The 22,501-nt window shown below is 68.0% G+C and carries 22 protein-coding genes; 5 read left to right on the forward strand and 17 right to left on the reverse strand.

All coding sequences use genetic code 11. The features are described from left to right. Window positions 1-92: 92 nt before the first annotated feature. From M2390_RS08205 to M2390_RS08215, 3 genes are all read right to left on the reverse strand, one after another. Complete coding sequence (locus tag M2390_RS08205; RefSeq protein ID WP_259177960.1) at window positions 93-1,325, reverse strand: DUF1524 domain-containing protein; 1,233 nt, start codon at window positions 1,323-1,325, stop codon at window positions 93-95. A gap of 254 nt (window positions 1,326-1,579) precedes the next feature. Beyond that, entirely contained in the window at window positions 1,580-3,109 is a 1,530-nt protein-coding gene (locus M2390_RS08210; RefSeq protein WP_259177961.1) for a deoxyguanosinetriphosphate triphosphohydrolase family protein, read from the reverse strand. Between the two features lie 234 nt (window positions 3,110-3,343). Beyond that, a complete protein-coding gene (locus tag M2390_RS08215; protein WP_259178072.1) occupies window positions 3,344-5,836 on the reverse strand; it encodes a LuxR C-terminal-related transcriptional regulator in 2,493 nt (830 codons plus the stop codon). 295 nt (window positions 5,837-6,131) lie between these two features. Here M2390_RS08215 and M2390_RS08220 point away from each other — a divergent pair, with 295 nt between their 5' ends. Next, on the forward strand, window positions 6,132-6,986 hold the full coding sequence (locus tag M2390_RS08220; RefSeq protein WP_259177962.1) for a 3-hydroxyacyl-CoA dehydrogenase: 855 nt from the start codon (window positions 6,132-6,134) through the stop codon (window positions 6,984-6,986). On the opposite strand, the gene M2390_RS08225 is transcribed toward M2390_RS08220, so the two are convergent. Next, the gene (locus M2390_RS08225; protein ID WP_259177963.1) at window positions 6,983-7,351 is read right to left on the reverse strand and encodes a hypothetical protein; all 369 of its coding nucleotides are present in this window, start codon (window positions 7,349-7,351) and stop codon (window positions 6,983-6,985) included. The genes M2390_RS08220 and M2390_RS08225 overlap by 4 nt on opposite strands. A gap of 85 nt (window positions 7,352-7,436) precedes the next feature. Here M2390_RS08225 and M2390_RS08230 point away from each other — a divergent pair, with 85 nt between their 5' ends. Beyond that, a complete protein-coding gene (locus M2390_RS08230; protein WP_259177964.1) occupies window positions 7,437-7,952 on the forward strand; it encodes a hypothetical protein in 516 nt (171 codons plus the stop codon). A gap of 65 nt (window positions 7,953-8,017) precedes the next feature. Here M2390_RS08230 and M2390_RS08235 read toward each other — a convergent pair whose 3' ends face one another. The 5 genes from M2390_RS08235 to M2390_RS08255 all read right to left on the reverse strand — a co-directional run bounded on the left by M2390_RS08235 (window position 8,018) and on the right by M2390_RS08255 (window position 11,422). Further along, complete coding sequence (locus M2390_RS08235) at window positions 8,018-8,257, reverse strand: thioesterase family protein (RefSeq protein WP_259177965.1); 240 nt, start codon at window positions 8,255-8,257, stop codon at window positions 8,018-8,020. Further along, window positions 8,254-8,952 (reverse strand): TetR/AcrR family transcriptional regulator, encoded by a 699-nt coding sequence (locus M2390_RS08240; protein WP_259177966.1) that lies wholly within the window; start codon window positions 8,950-8,952, stop codon window positions 8,254-8,256. Before M2390_RS08240 ends, M2390_RS08235 begins: the two co-directional genes overlap by 4 nt. A 42-nt stretch (window positions 8,953-8,994) precedes the next feature. Next, window positions 8,995-9,660 (reverse strand): HAD-IA family hydrolase, encoded by a 666-nt coding sequence (locus tag M2390_RS08245; RefSeq protein WP_259177967.1) that lies wholly within the window; start codon window positions 9,658-9,660, stop codon window positions 8,995-8,997. A 3-nt stretch (window positions 9,661-9,663) separates the two neighbouring features. Then, on the reverse strand, window positions 9,664-10,518 hold the full coding sequence (locus M2390_RS08250; protein WP_259177968.1) for an SMP-30/gluconolactonase/LRE family protein: 855 nt from the start codon (window positions 10,516-10,518) through the stop codon (window positions 9,664-9,666). 115 nt (window positions 10,519-10,633) lie between these two features. Next, window positions 10,634-11,422, reverse strand: a complete 789-nt coding sequence (locus tag M2390_RS08255; RefSeq protein WP_259177969.1) for an NAD(P)H-dependent oxidoreductase — start codon at window positions 11,420-11,422, stop codon at window positions 10,634-10,636. Between the two features lie 78 nt (window positions 11,423-11,500). Between M2390_RS08255 and M2390_RS08260 the strand changes: the two genes are divergently transcribed. Then, window positions 11,501-11,854, forward strand: a complete 354-nt coding sequence (locus M2390_RS08260; protein WP_259177970.1) for a helix-turn-helix domain-containing protein — start codon at window positions 11,501-11,503, stop codon at window positions 11,852-11,854. A gap of 45 nt (window positions 11,855-11,899) precedes the next feature. On the opposite strand, the gene M2390_RS08265 is transcribed toward M2390_RS08260, so the two are convergent. The 6 genes from M2390_RS08265 to M2390_RS08290 all read right to left on the reverse strand — a co-directional run bounded on the left by M2390_RS08265 (window position 11,900) and on the right by M2390_RS08290 (window position 18,894). After that, window positions 11,900-12,805 carry a carbohydrate kinase gene (locus M2390_RS08265; RefSeq protein WP_259177971.1) on the reverse strand — a complete coding sequence of 302 codons (906 nt, stop codon included), beginning with the start codon at window positions 12,803-12,805 and terminating at the stop codon, window positions 11,900-11,902. Between the two features lie 46 nt (window positions 12,806-12,851). Next, the gene (locus M2390_RS08270; protein WP_259177972.1) at window positions 12,852-14,333 is read right to left on the reverse strand and encodes a mannitol dehydrogenase family protein; all 1,482 of its coding nucleotides are present in this window, start codon (window positions 14,331-14,333) and stop codon (window positions 12,852-12,854) included. Window positions 14,334-14,585: 252 nt separating this feature from the next. Beyond that, window positions 14,586-15,371, reverse strand: coding sequence for a DeoR/GlpR family DNA-binding transcription regulator (locus M2390_RS08275; protein WP_030149127.1), 786 nt, complete (start codon window positions 15,369-15,371; stop codon window positions 14,586-14,588). A 117-nt stretch (window positions 15,372-15,488) separates the two neighbouring features. Continuing rightward, window positions 15,489-17,663: an FtsX-like permease family protein gene (locus tag M2390_RS08280; RefSeq protein ID WP_259177973.1), complete on the reverse strand. Its 2,175-nt coding sequence runs from the start codon at window positions 17,661-17,663 to the stop codon at window positions 15,489-15,491. After that, the gene (locus tag M2390_RS08285; RefSeq protein WP_259177974.1) at window positions 17,660-18,367 is read right to left on the reverse strand and encodes an ABC transporter ATP-binding protein; all 708 of its coding nucleotides are present in this window, start codon (window positions 18,365-18,367) and stop codon (window positions 17,660-17,662) included. Before M2390_RS08285 ends, M2390_RS08280 begins: the two co-directional genes overlap by 4 nt. Further along, complete coding sequence (locus M2390_RS08290) at window positions 18,364-18,894, reverse strand: PadR family transcriptional regulator (protein ID WP_121689597.1); 531 nt, start codon at window positions 18,892-18,894, stop codon at window positions 18,364-18,366. The genes M2390_RS08285 and M2390_RS08290 overlap by 4 nt, the downstream gene beginning before the upstream one ends. Before the next feature lie 72 nt (window positions 18,895-18,966). Between M2390_RS08290 and M2390_RS08295 the strand changes: the two genes are divergently transcribed. Together M2390_RS08295 and M2390_RS08300 are read left to right on the forward strand one after the other, a co-directional pair. After that, on the forward strand, window positions 18,967-19,422 hold the full coding sequence (locus tag M2390_RS08295) for a GNAT family N-acetyltransferase (protein ID WP_259177975.1): 456 nt from the start codon (window positions 18,967-18,969) through the stop codon (window positions 19,420-19,422). 61 nt (window positions 19,423-19,483) lie between these two features. Next, complete coding sequence (locus M2390_RS08300) at window positions 19,484-20,206, forward strand: Type 1 glutamine amidotransferase-like domain-containing protein (RefSeq protein WP_259177976.1); 723 nt, start codon at window positions 19,484-19,486, stop codon at window positions 20,204-20,206. A gap of 248 nt (window positions 20,207-20,454) precedes the next feature. On the opposite strand, the gene M2390_RS08305 is transcribed toward M2390_RS08300, so the two are convergent. Further along, window positions 20,455-20,826 (reverse strand): hypothetical protein, encoded by a 372-nt coding sequence (locus M2390_RS08305; protein WP_259177977.1) that lies wholly within the window; start codon window positions 20,824-20,826, stop codon window positions 20,455-20,457. Between the two features lie 79 nt (window positions 20,827-20,905). Continuing rightward, the gene (locus M2390_RS08310) at window positions 20,906-22,492 is read right to left on the reverse strand and encodes an AlkA N-terminal domain-containing protein (protein WP_259177978.1); all 1,587 of its coding nucleotides are present in this window, start codon (window positions 22,490-22,492) and stop codon (window positions 20,906-20,908) included. Between the last annotated feature and the right edge of the window lie 9 nt (window positions 22,493-22,501).

Raw genomic sequence — 22,501 nt, forward strand, 5'->3', positions numbered from 1 at the left:
AGCTGTGCCGCCCGGGCTATCGGGCGGCACAGGCTACCGGGCGGCACAGGCGCGGGTGTGGGCGGCGTCACGGAGCGCCGCGGGACGGTGTGCTACCGCGAGATCCAGCGCAGGCGGCCGTCCTTCGCGGTGCCACAGACCATCGGGGTTCCCTTGGCCGTGTGTCCGGTCGCCCCGCCCGAAGAACAGAACGAACCCGGGTGCACGGTTCCCCCGCCGGCCGGAGGCGCGGGTGCGGGCGGCGGCGCGGGTGCGGGTGCGGGCGGAGCAGCGGGCTTCGCCGGGGCGGGAGCCGGAGCAGGCTTCGCCGGGGCAGGTGCAGGCTTGGCCGGGGCAGGCGCGGGAGCGGGTACCGGTGCCGGCGCGGGAGCAGGCTCGGGTTCCGGTGCAGCCGGCGGTTCCGGGGTCGGGGTCGGACGCGGCTCGGCACGGGTCACCGGCGAGTGCACGGTCACCTGGGCCGGGCAGGTTGCCAGGACCTCGGCAATACGCGCATGCTCCTCGGGGGTCACCCACAGCCCGTACACGGCCTTCACCGACAGCTGCCGGGCCACATAGGCGCAGCGGTAGTCCTGGTCGGAGGGGAGCCAGCCGGTTGCATCCGCATCCAGCTTTTTCTTCTGGGTCGAGGCGGACACGGTGACCACGTTCAGCGGGTCGGTCGCCAACAGCTTGCGTCGTTCGGGGCTCAGGTCCTGCGCGCCGGTTTCCCAGGCGTTCTTGAGCGAGACCACGTGATCCTGACGGATCGAGGTGGCGGGCACCTCGCCCTTGCGCGCCTTGATCACGCGGCCGGTATACGGATCGGTCAGGTCCCCCGTAACCTTCTGCGGGGCGGACGCCTCGATCCCGAACTGGCTCTCCCCGTCAAACGGGGTTTCGGTTGTGGCCGGCTGCACATCCAGGGCGTCGAGCGTGTCACTCGCGGTCTCGGCCTCCTCGAACTTTCCGGGGAACGCCGGCCCAGTCGCAGAGGGGCTGGGCGAGGGGCTGACACTCGGTCGCGGCGACGCACTGGCAGCAAATGCCGCCGGGCGATCATCGGGCTGGGTTGCGCGGGTGGGCGAGACTACCGCACCCACGATCAGGGCAACCATACTCAGCGCCACCACCATGCCGCCCACCGCGCGCGAGCGGGGCAGACGGGCCCAGCTGGTCCGACCGGTGACCACCACATAGATCCCGGTGGCCACCCCGGCCAGTCCCAGCATGCTGAGCATCAGGCCAAAGCCGCCGCTGCCGAGCATCGAGAAGGCGAAAATGGCTACCAGGGCACCAATAATCCAGGTGCTGGGGCCAACCTTGGGTTTGGTTTTCAGGGTCATTCGGGGGAGGATCCTCTCACGCGCGTTCACCGCGTATGCCACGCGTGAGTGCCCACGCGGAAGGTCTTCCGCGGGAGCTCACGCCCACCTTCACGCGATTCGGGCGCGCGAAAATTCAGCTCCGAGAGTATTGCCGGAAGCGATCGTGGACCAATCGGATCGGCCAACACGCCGCCCCGGTTTGAAACTGGGGACAAGCGGTCGACCAAATGGGGGACATTTGGTCACCGACCGGACCCGAGCATCGAGTTGGGTTAGCGTCCCAGCTGAGCGGTCACCGACTGCGCCTGGGCATCGGTGAGTGAGGCGACATAGTCGATCACCGCGCGCCCCCGACCTCGCCGGGCCAGGCTGGCATCGTCGCTGACCCCCTGCAGTCGCCAGGGATCGTCCCGACGCAGCTCATGATAGCTTTGCGTCGCCTCCTCCACCTGCTCCAGCAGGCGGCGCGGGGCACGGGCCGCATCGTCGGGATCACGCAGCCACTCATCCAGCCCACGCACCAGCGCCTCCACCAGCCGCGCCTGCCCGCGCTGGGTGGTCGCGAGGTCGGGGTTTTCCAGCACAAAGCGGGTGTGCACAAACTTCAGCACCATCACATCGTGCCAGGCCTGGGTGGCCAGGCGAACGTGGCTACTGCGCACGTGAGGGTGCTCCTCCACCACGATCGAGGCCTGGAAGCGATCGAGCCAGCGACGGATGAACGCCGAGAGCTCGCGCTCACTCCCGATCCCGCCGTCAAAGGGCACGGCCAGCAGGCCGTCCACGAGTTCCTCGGCCACCCGATCCACCGCGTTCCCGAAGGCCTCATCGTCGGCGATCCAGCCGTCGCGGCTGAGCAGGTGACGGCGCAGAGCCTCCAACCGGTATCCGGGCACACGCGGACGCGCGGCCAGTTCGGCGGCGTCCAGGGCCGCCATCTCCGCCCGATCCCGCAGCCAGCTGCGCAGCTCCGCCGAGACGGTTGCGTGCTGCAGCACCCCGGCCCGGTAGAAGTCATCGAGGTCGTGCAGCGAGTAGGCGATGTCATCGGCGATGTCCATGATCGAACACTCCACCGTCTGCTGCCACGGCGCGATCGCCGGATACGCGGCGCGCACGGCCTCCACCTCGCGGGCGTGCAGCGAGTACACCGAGAACTTATGCGCCCCGGTGACACTCGGCTGACCCACCCCACGCGGACGCTCATGCGGTGGCAGATCGGTGTACGCATCGCGCCACTCAAGGCGGGTCCAGGGATACTTCAGCACCGCCGCACGCACCGCGGTGGTGAGGTTGAGCCCGGGCTGGGCGGCGCCGTGGGTGTCGAGCTCGGCAAGGATGCGCAGGGTCTGCGCGTTGCCCTCGAAGCCCTCGGTGAGCCCCAGGTGATCGCGGGCCACCCGGTCCAGCACCTGCTCACCGAGGTGACCGAAGGGTGGGTGTCCCAGATCGTGTGCGCTGGCGGCCGCCTGCACCACCACCGGATCGCAGCCGCCCAGGCGGTCGATGATGGCCCGGGTCGGGGCGTCGGCATAGAGCAGCCCCACGGCGATCTCCCGCGCCACAGCGGTGACCTTAATCGAATGGGTCAGCCGGTTGTGGATGACCGGGCCGCTGGTGGCCTGGGGCATCACCTGGGTGACCGCGGAGAGCCGGGAAAAGTACGGCGAGAATCGAATCCGCTCCAGATCCACCCGGAAATCATGGGAGGCACGAGCACCGGGGGCCGCGGGTTCCGGGGTTGCCCGAGTGTGCCGGGCGTCACGCGAAACGGGAACGGGTGCGGGCTCGGTATCTCTCATCGCGGGTCTCCTCGGCTGTGTGCGCTGTCTGGCCATCCTAGCCAGCGCACCCGGGTACACGCCCGAGGTCCCGGCGTCCGCTGATGAAAAATCCCCGCCTCAAGCGCTGTGGGCATCGAGGCGGGGACGGTCCGTCCTTAGGGGGGAGGAGGATTCGTGGATCAGCGTATCCCCGGATTTCTGTGGGTGATGCCCGGAGCCGCGCTTTTCACCCTCGGGTTCACCCGGGATCGGTTACGGAGTGGGATCGCCGATGAGCCCCAACCGCGCCGCACGCATAATCGCATCCCCTCGGGTGCTGACACCCAGCTTGCGATACACGGATCGGGACTGGGTCTTCACGGTGTTGGGCGACACGGTCAGGGCCCGTGCAATCTCGGGGGCGGTCAGCCCGTGAGCGAGGTGACGCAGGACCAGCCGCTCCCGCGTGGTGAGGTGCACGTGTTCGGGGGCGGACTCCCAGACGTTGGGCAGGCTGCCCAGCCGCACGGTCAGGGCGTCCGCGAGGGCCACCCGCCCCTCGGATCGGGCCCGCGCCTCGAGCCGGACCAGCCGCTCGTAGGGAACCGCAAGCAGGGCGAGTGTGACCCCGGTTTCGGCGAGGATCGCCAGGGCAGCCTCCAGCGCGTCCAGGCTGAGCCGCGGATCGTCATCATCCACGGTGGCCGCCGCCAGCAGCAGCTTGGAGAGCACCTGCCAGCGCGGGCTGAGGGCATCGAGGGACAGCTCGCTGACCCGCACCGCGCAGTCACGCACCTGTCCGGCGGCCAGCTCGCGTCGAGCGCGATACAGCACGGTTTCGGGGTCCGAGGAGATCAGCTGCGCGGCCAGGCGATCGGCACGAGCCAGGTCCCCACCAAAGAGTTCCAGATCCGCGCGCAAGATGGTCAGCCGGCTGCGCACCAGCGGATGAATCGGCGGGCGCCGCTCATCGTTGAGCCGCGATTCCAAGCGGGTAATCGCTCCCACCCGCATGCCCCGCATCAGATCGGCCAGGGTCAGGATGCTGAGGGCGGCGGGCCAGTGCTCGCTGGTTTCCAGCTCCTCCCGATACGTCTCCAGGAAGGCCACGGCTCGGTCCGGGTCGCCCTGTTCAAGCGCCAGGGTGGCACGGGCGGTGGCCTCCAGGGTGGTGAGGTAGAGCCGGTTTTGGGCGACCAGCGGGCCGATCTGGTCGAGTCGGGCCAGCGCCTCACGAGTCTTGCTGAAGTCGCCACGCGCGGCCGAGATTCCGGCGATCAGCGCGAGCACATGCACCCGATCCTCGGGGATCGAGGAGTCGGTGGCGGCCAGCGCGGCCCCCAGAATTTCCAGGGCGTGCACGCTGTTTCCGGCATAGTGCAGGGTGATCGCCAGGTGTGCTCCCAGCACGGGCAGCACCGGCCCCAGGGTTTCCCGAGCATCCATGGGCAGCGCGATAATCGCGTCCTCGGCGAGTTTGGCGGCCGCGACCGCGGGACCAAACCGGCCGATCACCCGGTTGGCCACCGACTGCATCGAGAGCAGCAGTGCGCGCTCATGCACCGGCGCGGTCACCAGGCGGTCACGCACCGCGGCGAGGGCCAACCCGAAGTATTCGGTGCCTCGCAGGCGGGTCAAGCCGCTGGAGTTGTACACCAGGGCGAGGGTCATGCAGAGCATCGGGAAGTGTCGAATCTCGCCCAGCGGGATGCGGCGCAGACTCCGGGCCACCACCGACCCGTGCCGGCTCATCAGCGGTCCAAAATTGCGCCACACCACCTCGGTGGCCAGCTCCAGATCGCCGATCGCGACCGCCCGAGCCAGCGCCTCGGCCGGATACCCGTTGCGCATCTTCCAGCGGATGATGCGTCGCGCGGCCCCCGCATGCTGGGTGGGGTACGCCTCGCGCAGCTCGGTGACCATCCGCGCGCGCAACCGGGGTCCCAGGATCAGCGGATAGCGTCCGGCGGCATCGGCATCACGGGCATCGGGCCCAAACACCCCCACGTTCAACAGGCCGGAAATCCGCGCGGTGGCGTCGGAATCGCCCTCGGTCACCGCGGAAATCAGGTCGGCGGGAATCTCATCGGGCAGCCCAAGGGCGAGGAAACGGGTGTAGCTGGCGTCGGTCGCCAGTTCGGCGCGCACACGATCCAGATACCAGTCAAAGACGGTGTCACCACCGTTGAGCAGCCCGCCGGATGGGGTGACCAGCGGATGCGCGGGATTGCCGTGCGCCACCGCGTGCAGTGTGCCGAAGGTTCCGTCCAGACGGGAACCGCTCGCGGCGGCCGCGCGTTCGGGTTCCGCATAGCCCAGCAGACGAAAATAGCCGGCGGTCTCGTCCTCACCGAGCAGAAGGTCCTGGCGGGTGAGTAGCTCACGCTCGATCCCGGCGCCGTCGGCACGGGCCAGCAGCGCCCCGAGATCGCGACCAAACACGATAAAGCGAATATTGGCGCAGGCCCGAACCACGCGCACGATGTCCTCGAGGATTTCCGGATCGGTGATGCGATGGGCGTCCCGGATGACGATGGTCTGCTCCCCCAGCGGTCCGAGCCAGCGAATCAGGCCCTCGCGGGAAAACGCCCCGGCCGGTTCCACAGATTCTCGGGCTGTAAGCAGCAGGTGCAGCACCCCCCAGAACCGGGCGCGGGATTCGGTTCGGCTCGCCCCCACCCACACCCCCGAGCGATCGGGACGGGCGGCCGACCACTGAGAAACCAGCGTGGTTTTACCGGCACCGGGCGGGGCTTCAATCAGCACCAACCCGGAAATATCCAGGCGCGGAATCAGCGTTGCTCGAGTAAGTGCGAGCCGTGGGAGGCGCGCAGACAGGCGAATCAGTTTCGGCTCCTTGTGATCTTTCCCGTTATACGCCGGTCTGGATCTGGCCGGTTCGCCCCCGCCGTCACTATACATTTTTGCGCTCGGCGAACATACACCCGCAAACGGGGCACCCGTATCGGGCACCCCCTAGCCGAGTTTTCATAACAGGTGCATGATGGAGGTACGGGCCCATCATCCCGGGCCCATCAAGGTATCTTCAGAAGAGGTCAGTATGCGTAACATCACCGTCCTTGGGACCGGTGTTCTCGGCTCTCAGATTGTCTTTCAGACCGCGATTCACGGGTTCCCCGTGGTGGCCTATGACATCAACGATGCGGCAATCGAGGCGGCCCGTACCCGCTTCGCCGAACTCGCCAAGGTGTATGCCCGGGAACTCCCCGGGGCGACCGAGGAGAGCGCCGCTCGGGGCCTGGCAAATATTTCCTATTCGACCGATCTGGCCGAGGCCGTCGCGAATGCGGACCTGGTGATCGAGGCCGTGCCCGAAAACATCAACATCAAGACCGACACCTACACCCGTCTCGCGGCCGCCGCACCCGAGCACACGATCTTCGCAACCAACTCCTCGACGCTGCTGCCGAGCGACATCGCCCCGTCCACCGGACGCCCCGATCGCTTCCTCGCCCTGCACTTCGCCAACCGCGTCTGGATTCACAACACGGCCGAGATCATGGGCAGCCCGCAGACCGACCCGGCGGTGTTTGCCCAGGTGGTGGAGTTTGCCAAGGAGATCGGCATGGTGCCGATCGAGATTTACAAGGAGAAGGCCGGCTACCTGCTCAACTCGCTGTTGGTCCCGCTGCTGGACGCCGCCGCGGACCTGGTGACCGGCGGATACGCCACCCCGGAAAGTGTGGACCAGACCTGGCGCGTGGGCACCGGTTCACCGATGGGTCCATTCCAGATCCTCGACGTGGTGGGGCTGAACACCGCCTACAACATCGCACTGGCCGCGGGTGCGCCGCGGGCCGAGTTTGCCGCGTATCTCAAGGAGAACTTCATCGATAAGGGCAAGCTGGGCCGCGGCACCGGTGAGGGCTTCTACACCTATCCGGCCGAGGGCTAAACGCGTGGGACGCCGCGCCGCCCGGTGAGGCGTGCGCGGCGCTCCAGCTCGGCACCGATGCCGGCCTCGATGCCCGCGTCACGGAAGGCGGGCAGCGCATAGATCAGCGTGGGCTCGGCGGTATCCCCGTCGATCCAGCGCACGCCGCCGCAGCCGAGCACGGCGTCTCCGCGCCGGGCGATAATCAGGTCGCCGCCCGCGCCCTGCAGCCCGGCGATCTCGGCGGCACCCAGTGCCACCCGGACCCGCTCGGGATCGGGAACCACACCGTCTCGGCGCTCCGCGTCCTCGCGCAGGAACGAGGTCAGAATCGACAGGGCGAGCGGATCGCGCGGATCAATCGAGGCATAGGTGATGTCGGACATGCTCCGAGCGTAGCGGGTTCGTCCCTCGGGTTCGACCGGCGTGGGACGATAGGGGCAGAACGTCCGCGAGTCTCGAAGGATCTCCATGAGTGATCGTGTCCCCCCGCTGCCCGAGATCATTACCCGGGCGCTCGACAGCCTGCGCGCGGCGGGGCTTCCTCCCGAGCTGCGCGCAGAGTTCGTGCCGGCACACACCCGGCTGATGATTCCGCGGCGAGCGGCGGTCATCCCGCGCGGCGAGGTGTGGCGGCTGGGCAGCCTGCTGCTCGGCCCGGACGGCGACCTCTACGAGACCGGCGAGGTGGTGCGGGCGAGTGAACCCGGCTGGCCGGGGCACCAATCGGTGCTGGCCGAGCAGCGCCGGGAGTACCGCAGCGCCGCGCAGCGGGCAAAGATTGCGCCGGGTACCGTGATCAATCTGGGGTGGACACCGATCGATCAGGACCCCGAAGCGCTGGCGGCCTCCCCCGGGGCGCTGTTTCTGCGCGACGGCGAGCCGCTGGTGCGCTGGGTTCCCGGCAACGATGCGGCGGCAATTGGCCTCGGCGCGTACCTCGACGAGCGCATCGAGCTGCTCGCACACGCGCACCCCCGGGACTAGCCCGCGGTCCTGCGGCTAGTCGGTCCTGCGGCTGCGGGGTTCCCCGAGTGTGCCGCGCGGTGGCACTATGCGGTCCGACGGCTGCGGGGTTCTGGTGGCGGCGGAACCTGCTTGGCGGCGATTACCGTCGCGAATGCCACCACCTCCATGCCGCGCTTGGTCGCGATGGCCACCGCGCTCTCATCCGCGCGCAGGAACCAGCCCAGGGCGTCGGTAGCGCTGCCATCGGGCAGGCGATAGCGGACCACGATCCGGTCGCCCTCCTTCACCGTGCGCAGGAACTCGATGGCCTCGCCGCCGATCATGCGGCACCTCCCATCCGGCCCAGCCATTCGCGCAGCAAGGCCGTTTCGGCGGCGGTGAAGGCGGCGGCGTCCACGCGCTCGTCGGTCCCGTGTTCCAGGGCGCTGGCGAGGGTGGTGGCGGCACCGGCCACCGCCGAGGTGCCCGGGGCCGCGGCGTCGGTGAAGATCCCGGCGAGGGTCACATCCCGAACGGTATCGGAGATCGAGGCGTCCGGGTGCAGCTCGGGGCGGGTGACCAGGGCGAGGGCGATACCGGTGTTGGCGGCCATGATCGTGCGGGTCGCCCGGTCGGCGTCGATGCGCAACCGGCCGGCGGCACCGGCGCGCACCACGAGGTCACCGAGCAGGTCGTAGGCCTCGGCGAGCGCACCGCCCGGGGCATCGGCCCCGCCCTGGAAGGTCAGTCGGTAGAGGGCCGGGTGGGCCAGGGCAAACGCGGTGTGGCGATCCCAACCCTCGCGCACGTCGGCCACCGGGTCCTCCCCCGGTACCGCCGCCCGCTTCCCACCGAGGTAGGACTCGAATGCGGCGTCGATGGTGGCGCGAATCAAGCCGTCCTTATCCCCAAACAGGCGATATAGGGTCGGCTGTTGTACCCCCGCGGCCTCGGCCACGGCGCGCGTGGAGACCTCGCCGGTGGATGAGTCGGCGAGCAGGCGCGCGGTCACCTCGATGATGCGTTCACGATGATCCATGAATCAACGCTAACACGATTCACGGATCAATGAAATACGCGGTTAACTCTCGGGCAGCAGGATGCGGAAACCGGTGCGGTCCCCCTCCACCCGCACCCCGCGCAGGTCCGGCAGCACCGCGTGAGCGAGCGGGGCCAGCAGGGTGCGTTCGGAGGCGATCGAAGAGGTGGCCAGGGTCACGCAGCCCGCCCCCACGGCCGCACGCACTCCGGCCTCGGCATCCTCCACCGCAAAGCAGGTGGCCGGGTCCAGGCCCAGCCGGGCGGCCCCGGTCGCAAAGGGTTCGGGATCGGGCTTGCCACGCGTCACGTCGCGGGCGGTCACCATCGTGTCCGGGACCGAGATGCCCGCGGCGTTCAGCCGAGCGAGGGCCACCGGATAGGTGGCCGAGGTCACCACGGTCCAGGGGATATCGCCCAGCCGAGCAATGAAGTCGTGCACCCCGGGCCGCGGGGTGATCGGCGCATCCGGCCGAGTTTCCCACCATTCCAGCCGGTCGAAGGCGTAGTCAAAGCGCTCGGGCGGGGCAAACTCGGCAATGATGTCGCGGGCCGGGCGTCCGTGACGGCGCTCGAGCGGCGGCGTCTCCACCCCGAGGTCCCGGGCCCAGCTAGACCAGGCGAACTCGATGAACTCGGTGGAATCCACCAGGGTGCCATCCATATCGAAGAGGACCCCGAGCAGCGGGGTTTCGTTCAGCGCGCCCATGCCCTAACCCGCAAACGGGGTGACGGGACGACCAGGGATCGCGACGGTCGCCGCAAACACCGATCCGGCCAGCGGCTCCTCATGCGGCTCCAGGAACTCCCGCGAGGTGGTGATGTAGAGGGTACGCAGGTCCTCGCCGCCCAGGGTGCAGGAGGTGACCTTGCTCACCGGCAGGTCAATCGTGTCGGTCAGCACCCCGTGGCGGTCATACCGGCGCACGCCCGAGCCGCCGTAGAGGGCGAGCCAGACGCCGTCCTCGGCATCCACGCACAGCCCATCCGGACCGCCGATGCCCTCGGGCAGGGTCACGAAGGGGCGACGGTTGGTGGGGGTGCCGTCCGCGTAGTCGAACACGTCGATGCGGCGGGTGGGGGTGTCCACGTAGTACATCAGGGAACCATCCGCGGTGAATCCCATGCCGTTGGAAATGGTTACGCCGTCAAAGAGCGGGGTGATTTCGCGGTTCGCGCCGAAGCCAAATACCTCGGCGGTTCCGGGAACCTGGTCGTAACCCATCGTGCCCACAAAGAGGTTGCCCTCGGGGGTCGTGCTGCCCTCGTTGAAGCGGTGCGAGGCACCCTGCCACACCGGGTCCGAGACCCACTCCTGGCCGCTCTCGTTCCAGAGCGCAAACTCGCGCTCGGTCACCACCAGGAAGCCGCCGTTTTTGCGGGGACGGATCATCGCGGCCACCGAGGATCCGGTGTCCAGGCGGTCCACCCGGCCGGTGCGCGCATCGAGGCTGAGGATGTCTCCGGCGAGCATGTCCACCCAGCGCAGTCCACCCCAGGCGGGTGACCACACGGCACCCTCCCCGTGATAGGCGATCGGATCGGTAACCTGCTCGGCCTGCGTCATCGAAGAACCATCCCTGCTGTCGGGGCGCGGCCGGAGGTCGCACACGCCTGGAACCGAGTCTAGCCGGGAGGCCCGACCACGCTCCAGGGGGAGGCGGCGTGCCCGGGCGTCCTCGTTACTCGCTCTCGGTGCGGTGGATTCCCAGATCCACGCGGCCGGGGACGAACTCGTCGCGCAGCACACGCGCGGGTCGGTACTGGCCGCTCTTGCGGGTGCGGTAGGGCACCGGTGCCTCCTCGTGCACGCCGGCCAGGCGCTCGGTCAGACGGGTGATCTCCCGAGCCGAGCTCTCGGCGGTGGTGTCATCGGCCTGGTCGATCAGGTGGATCGACAGGGTCGACATTCCGGTGTAGAACAGGGTGCCGTGGGTCAGCCCGAACAGCAGCGTGTCGATGTCCCCGGAGATGCCGCGCGGACCCAGGGCCGTGGCGTGCTCCCCCGCGGTAACCACGATCAGCGCGCGCTTACCCACCATCAGGCCGTCGCCGTAGCGCAGGCTGCCGCCGGTTTCGGGATCCTCGATGTCGAACGCGAAGCCCGAGGTAAACACCCGGTCCATCCACCCCTTGAGCATCGCCGGAACCGCGTACCACCACAGCGGGAACTGAATCACGATCAGGTCGGCGGCCAGGAGCTTGTTCTGCTCGGCGAGGACGTCGGCGGGAACCTCGCCGTCGGCGCGGGCCGAAACCCAGCGTGTCATGAAGGGGTCGTCGTCGTGGGCGTGGCTGCCGAAATCGGCGCTGGTGAGCAGCGGGTCAAAACCCATCGCATAGAGATCGCTGGTTTCCACGGTGTGGGTTTTCTCCAGCTCGGCCCGGCCGGCGTCAAAAAGGTCGCGGTTGAAGGACTTCGCCTCGGGGTGGGCGTAAATCCAGAGGGCTTGTGGCTGAGTTTTTGTCATGAGACGATTCCAACAGGTGCATTCAATTTTGGGAAGTATGCACTTTTCTGTCAGCTACTAACCGTTGGGATAGTGTCAATGCGTACAAGCACCGCCGAAGCCATGGAAATCTGTTCGGTCGAGGTCACCGTGAGCCTGCTCGGCGGCTGCTGGAAGCTCACCATCATTCAAAAGCTGCTCGAGGGCACGCTGCGCTTTGGCGAGCTGCGCCGCGAGGTCGGCTACGTCACCGATCGGGTCCTCACCCGCCAGCTGCGCGAGCTTGAGGCGGACGGGATCATCCACCGCGAGGTGTACCCGCAGGTGCCGCCGAAGGTTGAGTACTCGCTGACCCCGCTGGGCGAATCGCTGCGCGAGATGGTCGCGATGATGGATGCCTGGGGTCAGCACTGGGCGAAGGAGCAGGGCGTGGGGGCCGCGGTTCCCGCCTAACCACAAACGGCCGGTGCATGCACCGGCCGTTTGTTCACACGCGTTCTAGCCGCGCAGCTCCGCCGTGCGCGGCGGGTTAGCACCGGCGCGGGAGACGGTGATCGCCGCGGCGGTCAGCGCATCCTGGGCGATCAGATCCAAGGTCTCGGAATCGAGCGAGCCGGCGCGCACCGATGCTCCAGCGTCCAGGCGCAGGATCGCCGCGAGCATCGCGGCCATAAACGAGTCGCCGGCACCGATGGTGTCGGCCACGCTGACCCGCGGAGCCTTCGCCTCGGTGTGCACCCCGCCGGTGAACAGCAGGCAGCCCTCGCCGCCGCGGGTCATCGCGGTCAGGCCGGCGCCGAAGGAGGCGAGGTGTGCGAGCACCTGCTCCTGAGTCAGCTCGGGGTAGAGCCAGGCGGCGTCCTCATCGCTGAGCTTGATGACGTCCGCCAGCGCGGCGATCCGCTCGGTGCGCGCCCGGACGTCTTCGCGGTCGGGCACGATCATCGGGCGCACGTTGGGGTCGAAGCTGATCAGCGCGTGGGAGCGGGCGGCGGCGAGCATCGACTCCACCACGTCCGCGCCGGGGGCGAGGAACGCGGCGATCGAGCCGGTGTGCACCAGGGTCACATCCGCCGGTACCTCGATCGAGGCCAGCTCGCCGGTGATTTCAAACGTGTAGGTCGCCGCTCCGGTCTCATCCAGGTTGGCCTGGGCGGTCGCGGTGGGGGCGTCGGTCACGGACTCGGCGCTCAGCTCGACATCGCTCTCGGCGAGGTGGGCGGTGATCGCGGCACCCCGCTCATCCTTGCCAAAGCGGGTGTGCAGGGTCGTGGGAACGTCGAGCCGGGACAGGCCGATCGCCACGTTCAGCGGGCTCCCGCCGGGGTGTTCGGCGGTGCCGTTCGGTCCCGAAACGATGTCGGTCAGGGCCTCGCCGATCACAAATGCGCGGGTGTTACTCATGCGGTTTCTCCTTTGACAACCAGTGTCTTCAGGCTAGTGGATCGGCTCACTCGGCCGAACCGTTCAGCGCGTCCAGGGTCGCCGCGGCACCGTCCCGGCGCAGGGCTTCCAGGGTCGCCAGATACGGGGTGACAAAGGCGTCATGGGTCGCGATGTCGCCGAAGACCGGGACGTACTCGATGATCGCGCGCGGCTCGGCTTCCAGCTTGGACGCCAGGGCGGTGAGATTGTGCTCAATCTCGGTCTGCGCGGGCTGGGCGTGGCCGTCGCGCTCGAGCTGGAAGACCCAGCTGGCCACCAGGGCGGCACCGAAGGTGACGTCGCGTCCGGCGGCGATGTTATCCACGATGGTGGGCAGCACAAAGGTCGGGATCCGCGAGCCGGCATCGGTCGCCAGTCGGTTCAGGGTATCCGCAATGGCCGGGTTGGTGAAGCGCTCAAACAGCGTGTTCACATAGTCGTCGAGGTCGATCCCGGGCACCGGGTCCAGGGTCGGCCGCGACTCGGCCAGGAAGCGGTGCAGGAACGCGACAATGCGCGGATCCGTGGTGGCCTCGTGGGCGAAGGTGTGCCCCAGCAGCAGGCCAAAGTATGCCATGCCCTGGTGGCTAGCGTTGAGCAGGCGCAGCTTCATCTTCTCGTAGGGAGCGACGTCGGAAACCAGCTGCACTCCGACCTTTTCCAGTGCCGGACGACCTGCGGTGAAGTGGTCCTCCAGGACCCACTGCACAAACGGCTCGGCCACAACCGGCCAGGCGTCCTCGACGCCGAAGGTGTCGCGCACCAGGGCACGGTCGGCGTCGGTGGTGACCGGGGTGATCCGGTCCACCATCGAGCTGGGGAAGGCTACGTTCTCGGCAATCCAGGAGGCCAGCTCGGGATCCTGACGGCGCGCGGCCTCAAGGATCACGCCGCGGGCGACCTCGCCGTTGCCGGGCAGGTTGTCGCAGCTCATCACGGTGAACGGAACGGTGCCGGCGGCGCGGCGACGAGCGAGCCCGGTGACGATCAGATCGAACACACCGAGCGGGTTCTCGGTACCCTCCTCGGGCAGACGGTAGCCGCCCTCGGTCACGGTGAGCGAGACGATGCGGGTGGTCTCGGCGGTCAGCTCGGACAGCACGGCTTCACGGTCATCGGGGGCGAAGCGGTAGTCGTGGATCGAGCCGATGACACGGGCATCCAGCTCCCCGGTGCCGGACTTCAGCACCAGCGTGTAGAGCGAGTCCTGGGCGGCCAGCACGTCGCGCATGCGGGCGTCCCCGGGCATCACACCCACACCACAGATGCCCCACTCGTTGCCCTCGCCGAGGGCCAGCAGACGATCCAGGAACATGGCCTGGTGGGCGCGGTGGAAGTTACCCAGGCCGAAGTGCACAATGCCGGTGCGGATGCCCGCACGGTCGTAGCGGGGCAGTTCCACCGGGGCCGATCCGGACGCGGTCACCGCGGGGGTTTCGGCGGGCTTGGCATCGGCGGCTGCGTGTACCAGCGTGGCAATGGGCACGGGAATCGGCTGGGTGGTCATCGGTCTGCTCCTTTGGGGACTCACGGGGCGTGTTCACCCGTTCCCCCAGACTTTCACGCGACACGGGATGCGATCCACCGATTGAATGGTGGGTTTGTGACCGATGTGTGTGCGCCCAGATCCGTGTATTTCGGGGCTCTGTGGGATGTGACCGGTCCCAACCTGACCGGTTGCACCCGAGCGGTGACCGTTGTGCGCGGTGGCCGACGGAGACGACCGCCGCCCGCCCGCAACCGGGATCACCCGGCGGGGTTAGACCCGGACGATCCGCGCCCCACGCTCGGCATATTCGCGGGCGATCGAAGCCGAGAGCGCCTGTCCGGTGATCATCGTTTCGAAGTCGGTGACGTTGGCGAAGCGCACAAAACTGGTGCGTCCGAACTTGTTGTGGTCACCCACGAACAGCCGTCGCGCGCTCACCCTGACCGCGGTTTCCTTCACCGCGGCCACCGCCGGGTCCGGGGTGGTCAGCAGGCCGTCCACCGAGACGCCGTTGGCACCGAGGATCGCCAGGTCGGGGACAAAGCCCTCGAGCGCCCGGGTCGCCCAAAAGTCCACGGCGCCGAGGGTTGCCGGGCGGATCCGCCCGCCGAGCATGATGACCTCGATTCGCGGCCGATTGGCCAGGCGCAGCACCGCGGGAATCGAGGCGGTGATCACCGTGAGTGGGCGATCATCGGGCAGGGATTCGGCCACCAGTGCGGGCAGGAACCCCTCGTCCAGGAACAGCGTGCGCGCCTGCGCCAGGCGACCGGCGGCGGCCTGGGCGATGCGTACCTTCTCGGCGGTGTGGTTGGTCTCGCGGAACGCGATCGGGGTTTCCACCGCGCCGCTCTCCACCATCCGAATCACGCCGTAGCGCCGCTCCACCCGGCGCTCACGCTCAAGCTCGCGCAGGTCGCGGCGAATGGTTTCCGGGGACACCTCGAAGGTTTCGGGCAGCTCGGCGACGGCGAGACTGCCGCGCTCGCGCAGCAGCGTCACGATGGCGTCGCGACGCTCACGCGCGCCCTGCTGGTTGCGTGCCACATCCGGCATCGGGCCCTCTTCTCTCCCGCGAATTCGCCGCGCGGAATCCCGCACGGTGCATTCAGCCTACCCGGGTAACGGCGCTCGGGGCCGTGGCGATCCTCCCGATTCCACGGCCCCCGCGGCCTATTCCTCGCGCATCCGTGCCCCGCTGGTGGCTCCTCGTACACTGAGCATCGCCAGGCCCAGCGCCGCCACGGCAAAGCTCACCAGAAGGGCCAGCGTGATCAGATACTCTGCACCGGGCCACCCCACCTGCCGGTTACCCCCGCTGAAGACTCGGATCACCACCCAGCCTGCAAGGAGCCCGAGCGCCAGAGCCAGGAGACTCATGGCTGCCAGCGGAATCACGTTTTCGGTGACGATGATGCGTCGAAGCGTGCCCGCCCGCACCCCGATCAGTCGCAGTCTGGTGAACACCGCACGCCGATCCGAGACTCCAATAATGGCGGCGACGGCCAGCGCCAGCATCGAGATTCCCCCGGCCACCAGCGCCCCAATTGAGGCGAGGGTGGAAAAGCGAGCGAAATAGCCCAGGCTGTCGGTGTACATCTCCTCGGCGAAAACCGTGGGCACCGTGTCGTAGGCCAGGCCCTGGGCCCAGATCGTGCTGCGAGCACGCTCGATGGTGCCGGGTGTTCCATCGGTGAGGGCCACGGTTGAGACGATCGACAGCTCACTCCCGGGGTCCACCCGCTGCCCCGTCGGCTCGGGCGCGAAACCCGAAGCGAACGTCGGGCTGATCGCAACGAATGGTTCCACCATAGCCGGTGTGATCCCCATGGCTTGGGCGTCCTCAGCACTCACCACTATCAGTCCGACGTCCCCCTCCTGCTGGTACACGTTTACCGCATATTCCACTCCGGATATATTCCCCAGAGCGGCCCGGCGGCGCTCCGCCAGATCAGCGCTGCCCGTGGCGTTTTGCACCGTCACCATCCGGGTGAACCCGGGTTCCTGGGTTCCGAATAGTTCGGCTTGGACGGACATATCCACCCTCGCGGTCATTGAGATCTGAAACATCGACACCAGAAACAGTGCGATCACCAGGCCGCTCACCGCGCGGAATGTGGCCCGCGGGAGTCGGATTGCGCGGCCCAGCGCAATCACCCACGCTGCCGATTTTGCTTTGCGCGCCAGCACGCGCCCCAGCTGCCGGGTGAGATACGGTCCGGCGATCACCAGGCCCACACAGACCAGGCTCACGATCAGCAGCGCCGCCACCCAGTAGGTCATTCCGCGCAGAACGTCCGGCAAGACGATCAGCGCCGGGATTCCGATCACCCCGAGCCCCAGTGGAACGATTCGCCAGACACTCGGCACGGTTTCGGGTACTGAGGCGCTACCCGGAAGCGCTCCGCGATCGGCACGCCGGGCGCGGATCGCGGCTACCAGGGGGACACAGGCGGCAAGCAACGCCAGCACAACAATCTGCTGTCCGGCCGGCACTCGCAGGTCCGCGGCGAAAAAGGTTCCGTCGAGCACCGAGACTGTCGCGAACAGGGGCGCGGTAGCCCACGCTGCGGCCGCCCCCAACAGGACCCCGAGGATCGCCGCGGGGATCATCTCCAGCGCCGCAAGATGCGCGATCACACCGCGACTCGCACCCAACAAGCGCAACTGGGCCGTGCGCTCGCGGCGCGCCACCTGCCCCAGATCGGCCACGATCGCGATCAGCAGCAGCACCGGGGCTGCCACCGCAAGTGCACCCAATACCGCAACAAATCCATAAACCGGCATCCCACCAAAGCCCCCACTCTCGGGACTGCTCTCGGGCAGCACCAGGGCGTTGTAGTTGCTGAGCATCTCCGGTTCGGTGTGGGCAACCATCGCGACGAGGCTATCGGGGGTTGGCAGCACGGCATCGGGAAGGATGCCCGCCTGCGTGCCAAAACGTATCCCCAGCTCGGCCGGCGCGTTCTCGGCAATCAGCCGGACGAGGGCGGGCGAGGCCAGAAACTCCCCGGGCTTGGGCAGGGTCACCGCCGTGTTGAATAACGCCGGCTGCGCATCCGAGGAGGACACATCAATGCGGTTGATCGCCTCCCCACGGAACTTATCGATGCTCCCCTGCACCAGGGTTTGCCCGGAACCCGGCACAATCACCGCCGAGGTGGTTTCGGAATATGGTTCGAGGCGAGAGTATGAATCCCAGCGTTCGGTGCGCGATTCCAGGGCGCGGTATCCGCCCCACAGCAGCAGGAGGAGCATGACGCCGATCCCGATGCCCGCGGCGATCCCCAGAATGCGTGCGCGGACCCGCCGGTCACGGGTGAGGACCAGCGCCAGGCTGAGCCTCATCGCTGCGCGCCCGGATAGGCGAGAGCGCCGGCGCTAATTTTTCCGTCCCGCACGATAATCTCGCGGTCGGCGTAGGCGGCGGTGCGGGCATCGTGGGTGACCAGGACGATCGCGGTGCCGTCGGCGCGGGCCAGGTCGGTCAGAGCGATCATCGTGTGTTCGGCGGCGAGCGAGTCGAGTGCACCGGTGGGCTCATCGGCAAAGAGGACCCGCGGCCGGGCCACCAGGGCTCGGGCGATCGCCACACGCTGAGCCTGCCCGCCCGACAGCTCGGCCGGATAGCGGGTGGCGCACTCGGCAATGTCGAGGCGTTCCAGCTCGAAGCGGGCGCGGGCAATGGCCTCGCGCCGCTTAACCCCCGCCAGCAGCAACGGGATGGTCACGTTGTCCAGCGCGCCGAGGTCGGGCAACAGCTGCCCGGACTGGAAGACGAAGCCGCACTCGCGTAGGCGCAGGTCATCGCGCTCGGTCTGATCCAGCTCTCCCAGCATCCGGTTGCCGATCCGCACGGTGCCCGCGTCGGGCACCAGGACACCGGCGAGGGCGTGTAGCAGGGTCGACTTTCCCGACCCCGAGGGGCCCATGACCGCGAGAATCTCCCCCGGATAGACGTCCAGGCTGATCCCCCGCAGCGCATGGGTCTGGCCAAAGCTGAGGTGCAGATCGCGTGCCCGAATCACAACATCGGTACCAAAGTCGCTCATGCGCCGCGCACCCCCGCCCGCAGCTCGGTGAGGCGGGCACCGGTGAGTTCGATCCAGCGTAGGTCCGCCTCGATGTGAAACAGCGCGTGGTCGATGGTGAGCACGCTCGCTAGGTCGGCACCGCGCTTTGCCGCGGTGAGCTCACGCATGCGGGCCTGGTGGCACGCGCGCTGGGCATCCAGGAGCGTTCCGGCGTCCTCATCCAGCAGCAGGGCGATCACCGTCTTGGCAAACAGATTGCTCTGCAGGGCGGCCTCGGGGATGTCGGGGGTAAACATCCACTCCCGCACCCGGATCCGGCCGGCGTCGGTCACCGCATAGCTCTTGCGCTCGGGGCCGCCCGAGTGGCCCTCGGCGGCGAGTTCGAGGATGAGCCCATCCCGAATCAGTCGGGCAAGCGTGGAGTACACCTGACCGAAGGCCATCGGCTTACTGCCACCAAAGAAACGGTCGTACTCACCCTTGAGGTCATACCCGTGGCTCGGGGCGGCTTCCAGTAGGCCGAGCAGGGTCTGTGCGTTGTCCATAACGTCACTATACATTGAGTGTATAGCCCGCAATGCCGAGGATGTGCCCCCAGTCTGCGGTACGATCGGGGCGTGAAAAACGACCACATCACGCTGCGACCCACGCTCGGTTCTCCCGAGTATCCCGCCCTGATGAGCGTGTGGCACAGTGCGGTCACCGCGACCCACGACTTCCTAACCTCCGAGGATGTTGAGTTCTATCGGGAGCGCATCGAAAGCGTGTACCTCGATGCCGTCACCCTCACCGTGGCCACCATCGATGGTGTGCCCGTGGGTTTTTCGGGACTGGCGGAGGGCTCGCTGGAGATGCTGTTTGTCCACGATAACGCTCGCGGCAGCGGCGTGGGTTCGGCGCTTCTCGCGGCCGCCGTGGCCGCCCATCCCAACCTGGCCATCGACGTGAACGAACAGAATCCGCAGGCACTGGGGTTCTATCAATCGCGCGGCTTTACGGTGGTCGGCCGCTCGGAGTTGGACGGCGACGGACGCCCATTCCCGCTGCTGCACCTGCGCCGCGAGGACGCCTAACTAACGGTTTTCCCAGGTCTCGATCCGGGCAAATGTCGGCGCGGACGAGTACCGTAGGTGGGTGACTCATCTTCTCCTGCTTTCCCGCGGCCTCGGTGCCGTCTCCGCATTCCTGGCGGCAACGGTGCCCCATAAGACCCCACTGATCGGCTACATTCCCGACGCCACCCGCGACTTCACCGACGCGCCGTTTGTGCGTGCCGAGCGCGAGGCCCTGGCCTCACTGGGCAACCCGATCATCGAGATCCCGCTCTCCGCCCACACCTCCGAGTCCCTTGCCGCGGCCCTGGATGAGGTGGACGCGATCTATGTGGCCGGCGGCGATACGTTTGCCCTTCTGGATGCCGTACGCACGGCCGGTGCAGCAGACCTGCTGAAGCAGCGGGTGGAGGCGGGCCTGCCGTATATCGGATCGAGCGCCGGCTCGGTTCTGGCCGGTCCGGACATCAGGCCGATCGGCCCGCTGGATGACCCCAAGGGTCTGCACGCCGGCACCGACACCACCGGCCTCGGCCTGACCGACGCGGTGGTTCTCCCCCACGCCGACGGACTGCTGCCGCCGTACCCCCTGGTGCTAATTCAGCGCACCCTGGCGCGCTATGCCGACCGCTTTCGCATCGTGCCGGTCCGGGATGACCAGGCGCTGCTGCACGGACCCGCGGGCGAGCGCCTGATCGAGTCCTCGCCACTGCTGGACGTGGCCGAATTACTGAGTGCGACCGAGTCGTCGGGATCAACCGAGCAGTCGGGCACAACCGAACGGTCGACCGAATCCGATAGCTAGCAGGGAGATTCCTGAACGCTTCCGGGGAACCCTGGCCTTCGCCGAACCGGCGGCGTAACGTAATTCTCGGATCCCCCGCCCGTGGGTTGGTGGCCCCGCAGCGTTATTCCCCCTGGTAAACCGTCCGCTGCGGCCCACCAACCCCGGGCATTTTCTTTGCCTGGTCACCGGGCGATTGCCGCGTCAGGTTTCGTCCGCACAAACCCGGTACCCGCGGGTTCCGTCGAAGCCGCCACGGCCAGGCGTGATCAGTCCTCGAAGATGTCGCCGAACCCGAGGAACCGCCAGCCCGCAGGATCGGGCCGGTAGATGCCCACAAACTCGTTGTTCATCCCGCGCGACCACCACACCAGTCCCACGCGACCCTGGTAGTAAATCACCTGGGAGAGGTCGGCATCGAGCTCGTCTCGGTTTTCGATCAGGGCGTCCAGCCCGTCCAGGAATTCGCGCACCTCGGGCAGCACAAACCGGGTGAGTTCCTCGAGTCCGGGGGCATAGGCCTGAATCGTCAGCTCGTGATCCTCCCCGGGAAAGAGCACACAGTTGTACTCGGTGAGCTCCCCGTCCCCCTCCCCGGTATTAATAAACGGGCGGCGGCGCAGTTCTCCGGTCCAATCCATGAGCCCAGCCTATGTCGCGGCTCGGCTGTCGCGCACCACCGTGGGAGAGCACCTCGGTATGACCCGGTACGGCTGCGCCCTATCTCGCGGCTACCCGCCACAGGTGCATCACCGCGTAGGAACGCCACGGTGCCCAGGCGCGCGCGGTCTCGGCCAGATCCCGATGTGCGGCGGCAGCGCTCTGGGCCGGATCGCCCAGCCCCAGGGCGCGAGCCCCGGCAAGCAGGGCCACATCGCGATCGAGCCAGGCATCAGGATCACCCAGCACCCGCATCGCAATATAGCCGGCGGTCCACGGCCCAATTCCGGGACGGTCGGTCAGTGCCTTCCTCAGCGCCTTGCCCTCCGCCCCCACGTGTACCACCAGGTCGCCCTCGGCCAGGGCGGCGGCAGTCGCACGCACCGTCTGGACCTGACGTCCGGGGAGCCTGAGGATACGCTCGGGGTCCGGGGCGACCCCCGGCTCGGGTGCGGGGATCCCCGCGGCCAGCGTTCGCATCGTGGGGAACAGGGCCGACAGCCCCGCGAAGCGTGACGTGTATCCCTGCCCCAGGGCGGCGACGATGCGCCCCAGATGCGTGCGGGCGGCGGCCACCGAAATCTGCTGACCGACCAGCGCCCGAATCACGGTCTCGTGGGCGTCCGCGGTGCCCGGCACACGCGCTCCGGGGACCGCCGCAACGAGCGGAGCCAGGTGTTGATCCCGAGATAGCGCGGCATCCACCGCCTCTGGATCGGCGTCCAGATCGAGAAGCCGACGCAGCCGCGAGAGCGCGGTAGCGAGGTCCGCCAGGTCGGAGAGTTCAAGCTCCGCGCGCAGCCTCCAGCCTCGCATTCCCGAATCGGCATGTACCTCGACGGCGGCGGGTCCACCAGGCAAACGCAGCGTACGCGCGTATCGCAGACTCTCTGAATCGGCTAGGTCCACGGCCTCCACCCCCGCGATTGCGCGAGCCGCCAGGAAGGCAAAAACTCCCGGAGCATCGTAGGGGGCGCGCGTCGGCAGCTCGAGACTAATGCGCACGGCCTCCCCCGCGGCCCGCTCGGGGTGAACCGGACGCGCACGCCCGCGCAGCGCGCCCGGTGTCTGGGCAAACACTTCAAGAATCGTGGTGTTAAACTGCCTGATCGATCCGAATCCCGAGGCGAAGGCAACCTGGGCGATATCCAGATCGGTGCCCACCAGCAGTGCTCGGGCCGTCTGGGCGCGACGCGCTCGGGCCAGGGCGAGCGGACCCGCGCCAAGCTGCTCGGTGAGGATGCGCGCCACATGCCGCGAAGTGAATCCGAGGGTGGCGGCCAGGCCGTCCACCCCCTCGCGATCCACCACGCCGTCGGCGATCAGCCGCATTGCCCGCCCGGCCAGGTCTCCGCGCAGATTCCACTCGGGGGTTCCCGGCACCGCTTCGGGGACACAGCGTTTGCACGCCCGAAAACCAGCGATCTGGGCGGCCGCTGCCGAACCGTAGAAGGTCACATGTCGCTCGGCGGGAGTGCGGGCGGGGCACGATGGACGGCAGTAGATCCCGGTCGAGGACACGGCCGTATAGAACTGTCCATCAAACCGGGTATCCCGAGCATCGATGGCCCGATAGCGCGCGGCAAAACCCGGGTCGCCCGGCCGGCACGCGGCCCCGGCAGACGCCCCCGCAGGATTCTCGCTCATACTCGCACC

It is taken from the genome of Mycetocola sp. BIGb0189 (genome assembly GCF_024810155.1).
Taxonomy (GTDB): domain Bacteria; phylum Actinomycetota; class Actinomycetes; order Actinomycetales; family Microbacteriaceae; genus Mycetocola; species Mycetocola lacteus.

Excerpts from the sequence above, each read along its gene's own strand:
- M2390_RS08205 (WP_259177960.1), bottom strand. The coding sequence starts at position 1,325 with ATGACCCTGAAAACCAAACCCAAGGTTGGCCCCAGCACCTGGATTATT.
- M2390_RS08210 (WP_259177961.1), bottom strand. The coding sequence starts at position 3,109 with ATGAGAGATACCGAGCCCGCACCCGTTCCCGTTTCGCGTGACGCCCGG.
- M2390_RS08220 (WP_259177962.1), top strand. The coding sequence starts at position 6,132 with ATGCGTAACATCACCGTCCTTGGGACCGGTGTTCTCGGCTCTCAGATT.
- M2390_RS08225 (WP_259177963.1), bottom strand. The coding sequence starts at position 7,351 with ATGTCCGACATCACCTATGCCTCGATTGATCCGCGCGATCCGCTCGCC.
- M2390_RS08230 (WP_259177964.1), top strand. The coding sequence starts at position 7,437 with ATGAGTGATCGTGTCCCCCCGCTGCCCGAGATCATTACCCGGGCGCTC.
- M2390_RS08235 (WP_259177965.1), bottom strand. The coding sequence starts at position 8,257 with ATGATCGGCGGCGAGGCCATCGAGTTCCTGCGCACGGTGAAGGAGGGC.
- M2390_RS08240 (WP_259177966.1), bottom strand. The coding sequence starts at position 8,952 with ATGGATCATCGTGAACGCATCATCGAGGTGACCGCGCGCCTGCTCGCC.
- M2390_RS08245 (WP_259177967.1), bottom strand. The coding sequence starts at position 9,660 with ATGGGCGCGCTGAACGAAACCCCGCTGCTCGGGGTCCTCTTCGATATG.
- M2390_RS08250 (WP_259177968.1), bottom strand. The coding sequence starts at position 10,518 with ATGACGCAGGCCGAGCAGGTTACCGATCCGATCGCCTATCACGGGGAG.
- M2390_RS08255 (WP_259177969.1), bottom strand. The coding sequence starts at position 11,422 with ATGACAAAAACTCAGCCACAAGCCCTCTGGATTTACGCCCACCCCGAG.
- M2390_RS08260 (WP_259177970.1), top strand. The coding sequence starts at position 11,501 with ATGCGTACAAGCACCGCCGAAGCCATGGAAATCTGTTCGGTCGAGGTC.
- M2390_RS08265 (WP_259177971.1), bottom strand. The coding sequence starts at position 12,805 with ATGAGTAACACCCGCGCATTTGTGATCGGCGAGGCCCTGACCGACATC.
- M2390_RS08270 (WP_259177972.1), bottom strand. The coding sequence starts at position 14,333 with ATGACCACCCAGCCGATTCCCGTGCCCATTGCCACGCTGGTACACGCA.
- M2390_RS08275 (WP_030149127.1), bottom strand. The coding sequence starts at position 15,371 with ATGCCGGATGTGGCACGCAACCAGCAGGGCGCGCGTGAGCGTCGCGAC.
- M2390_RS08280 (WP_259177973.1), bottom strand. The coding sequence starts at position 17,663 with ATGAGGCTCAGCCTGGCGCTGGTCCTCACCCGTGACCGGCGGGTCCGC.
- M2390_RS08285 (WP_259177974.1), bottom strand. The coding sequence starts at position 18,367 with ATGAGCGACTTTGGTACCGATGTTGTGATTCGGGCACGCGATCTGCAC.
- M2390_RS08290 (WP_121689597.1), bottom strand. The coding sequence starts at position 18,894 with ATGGACAACGCACAGACCCTGCTCGGCCTACTGGAAGCCGCCCCGAGC.
- M2390_RS08305 (WP_259177977.1), bottom strand. The coding sequence starts at position 20,826 with ATGGATTGGACCGGAGAACTGCGCCGCCGCCCGTTTATTAATACCGGG.
- M2390_RS08310 (WP_259177978.1), bottom strand. The coding sequence starts at position 22,492 with ATGAGCGAGAATCCTGCGGGGGCGTCTGCCGGGGCCGCGTGCCGGCCG.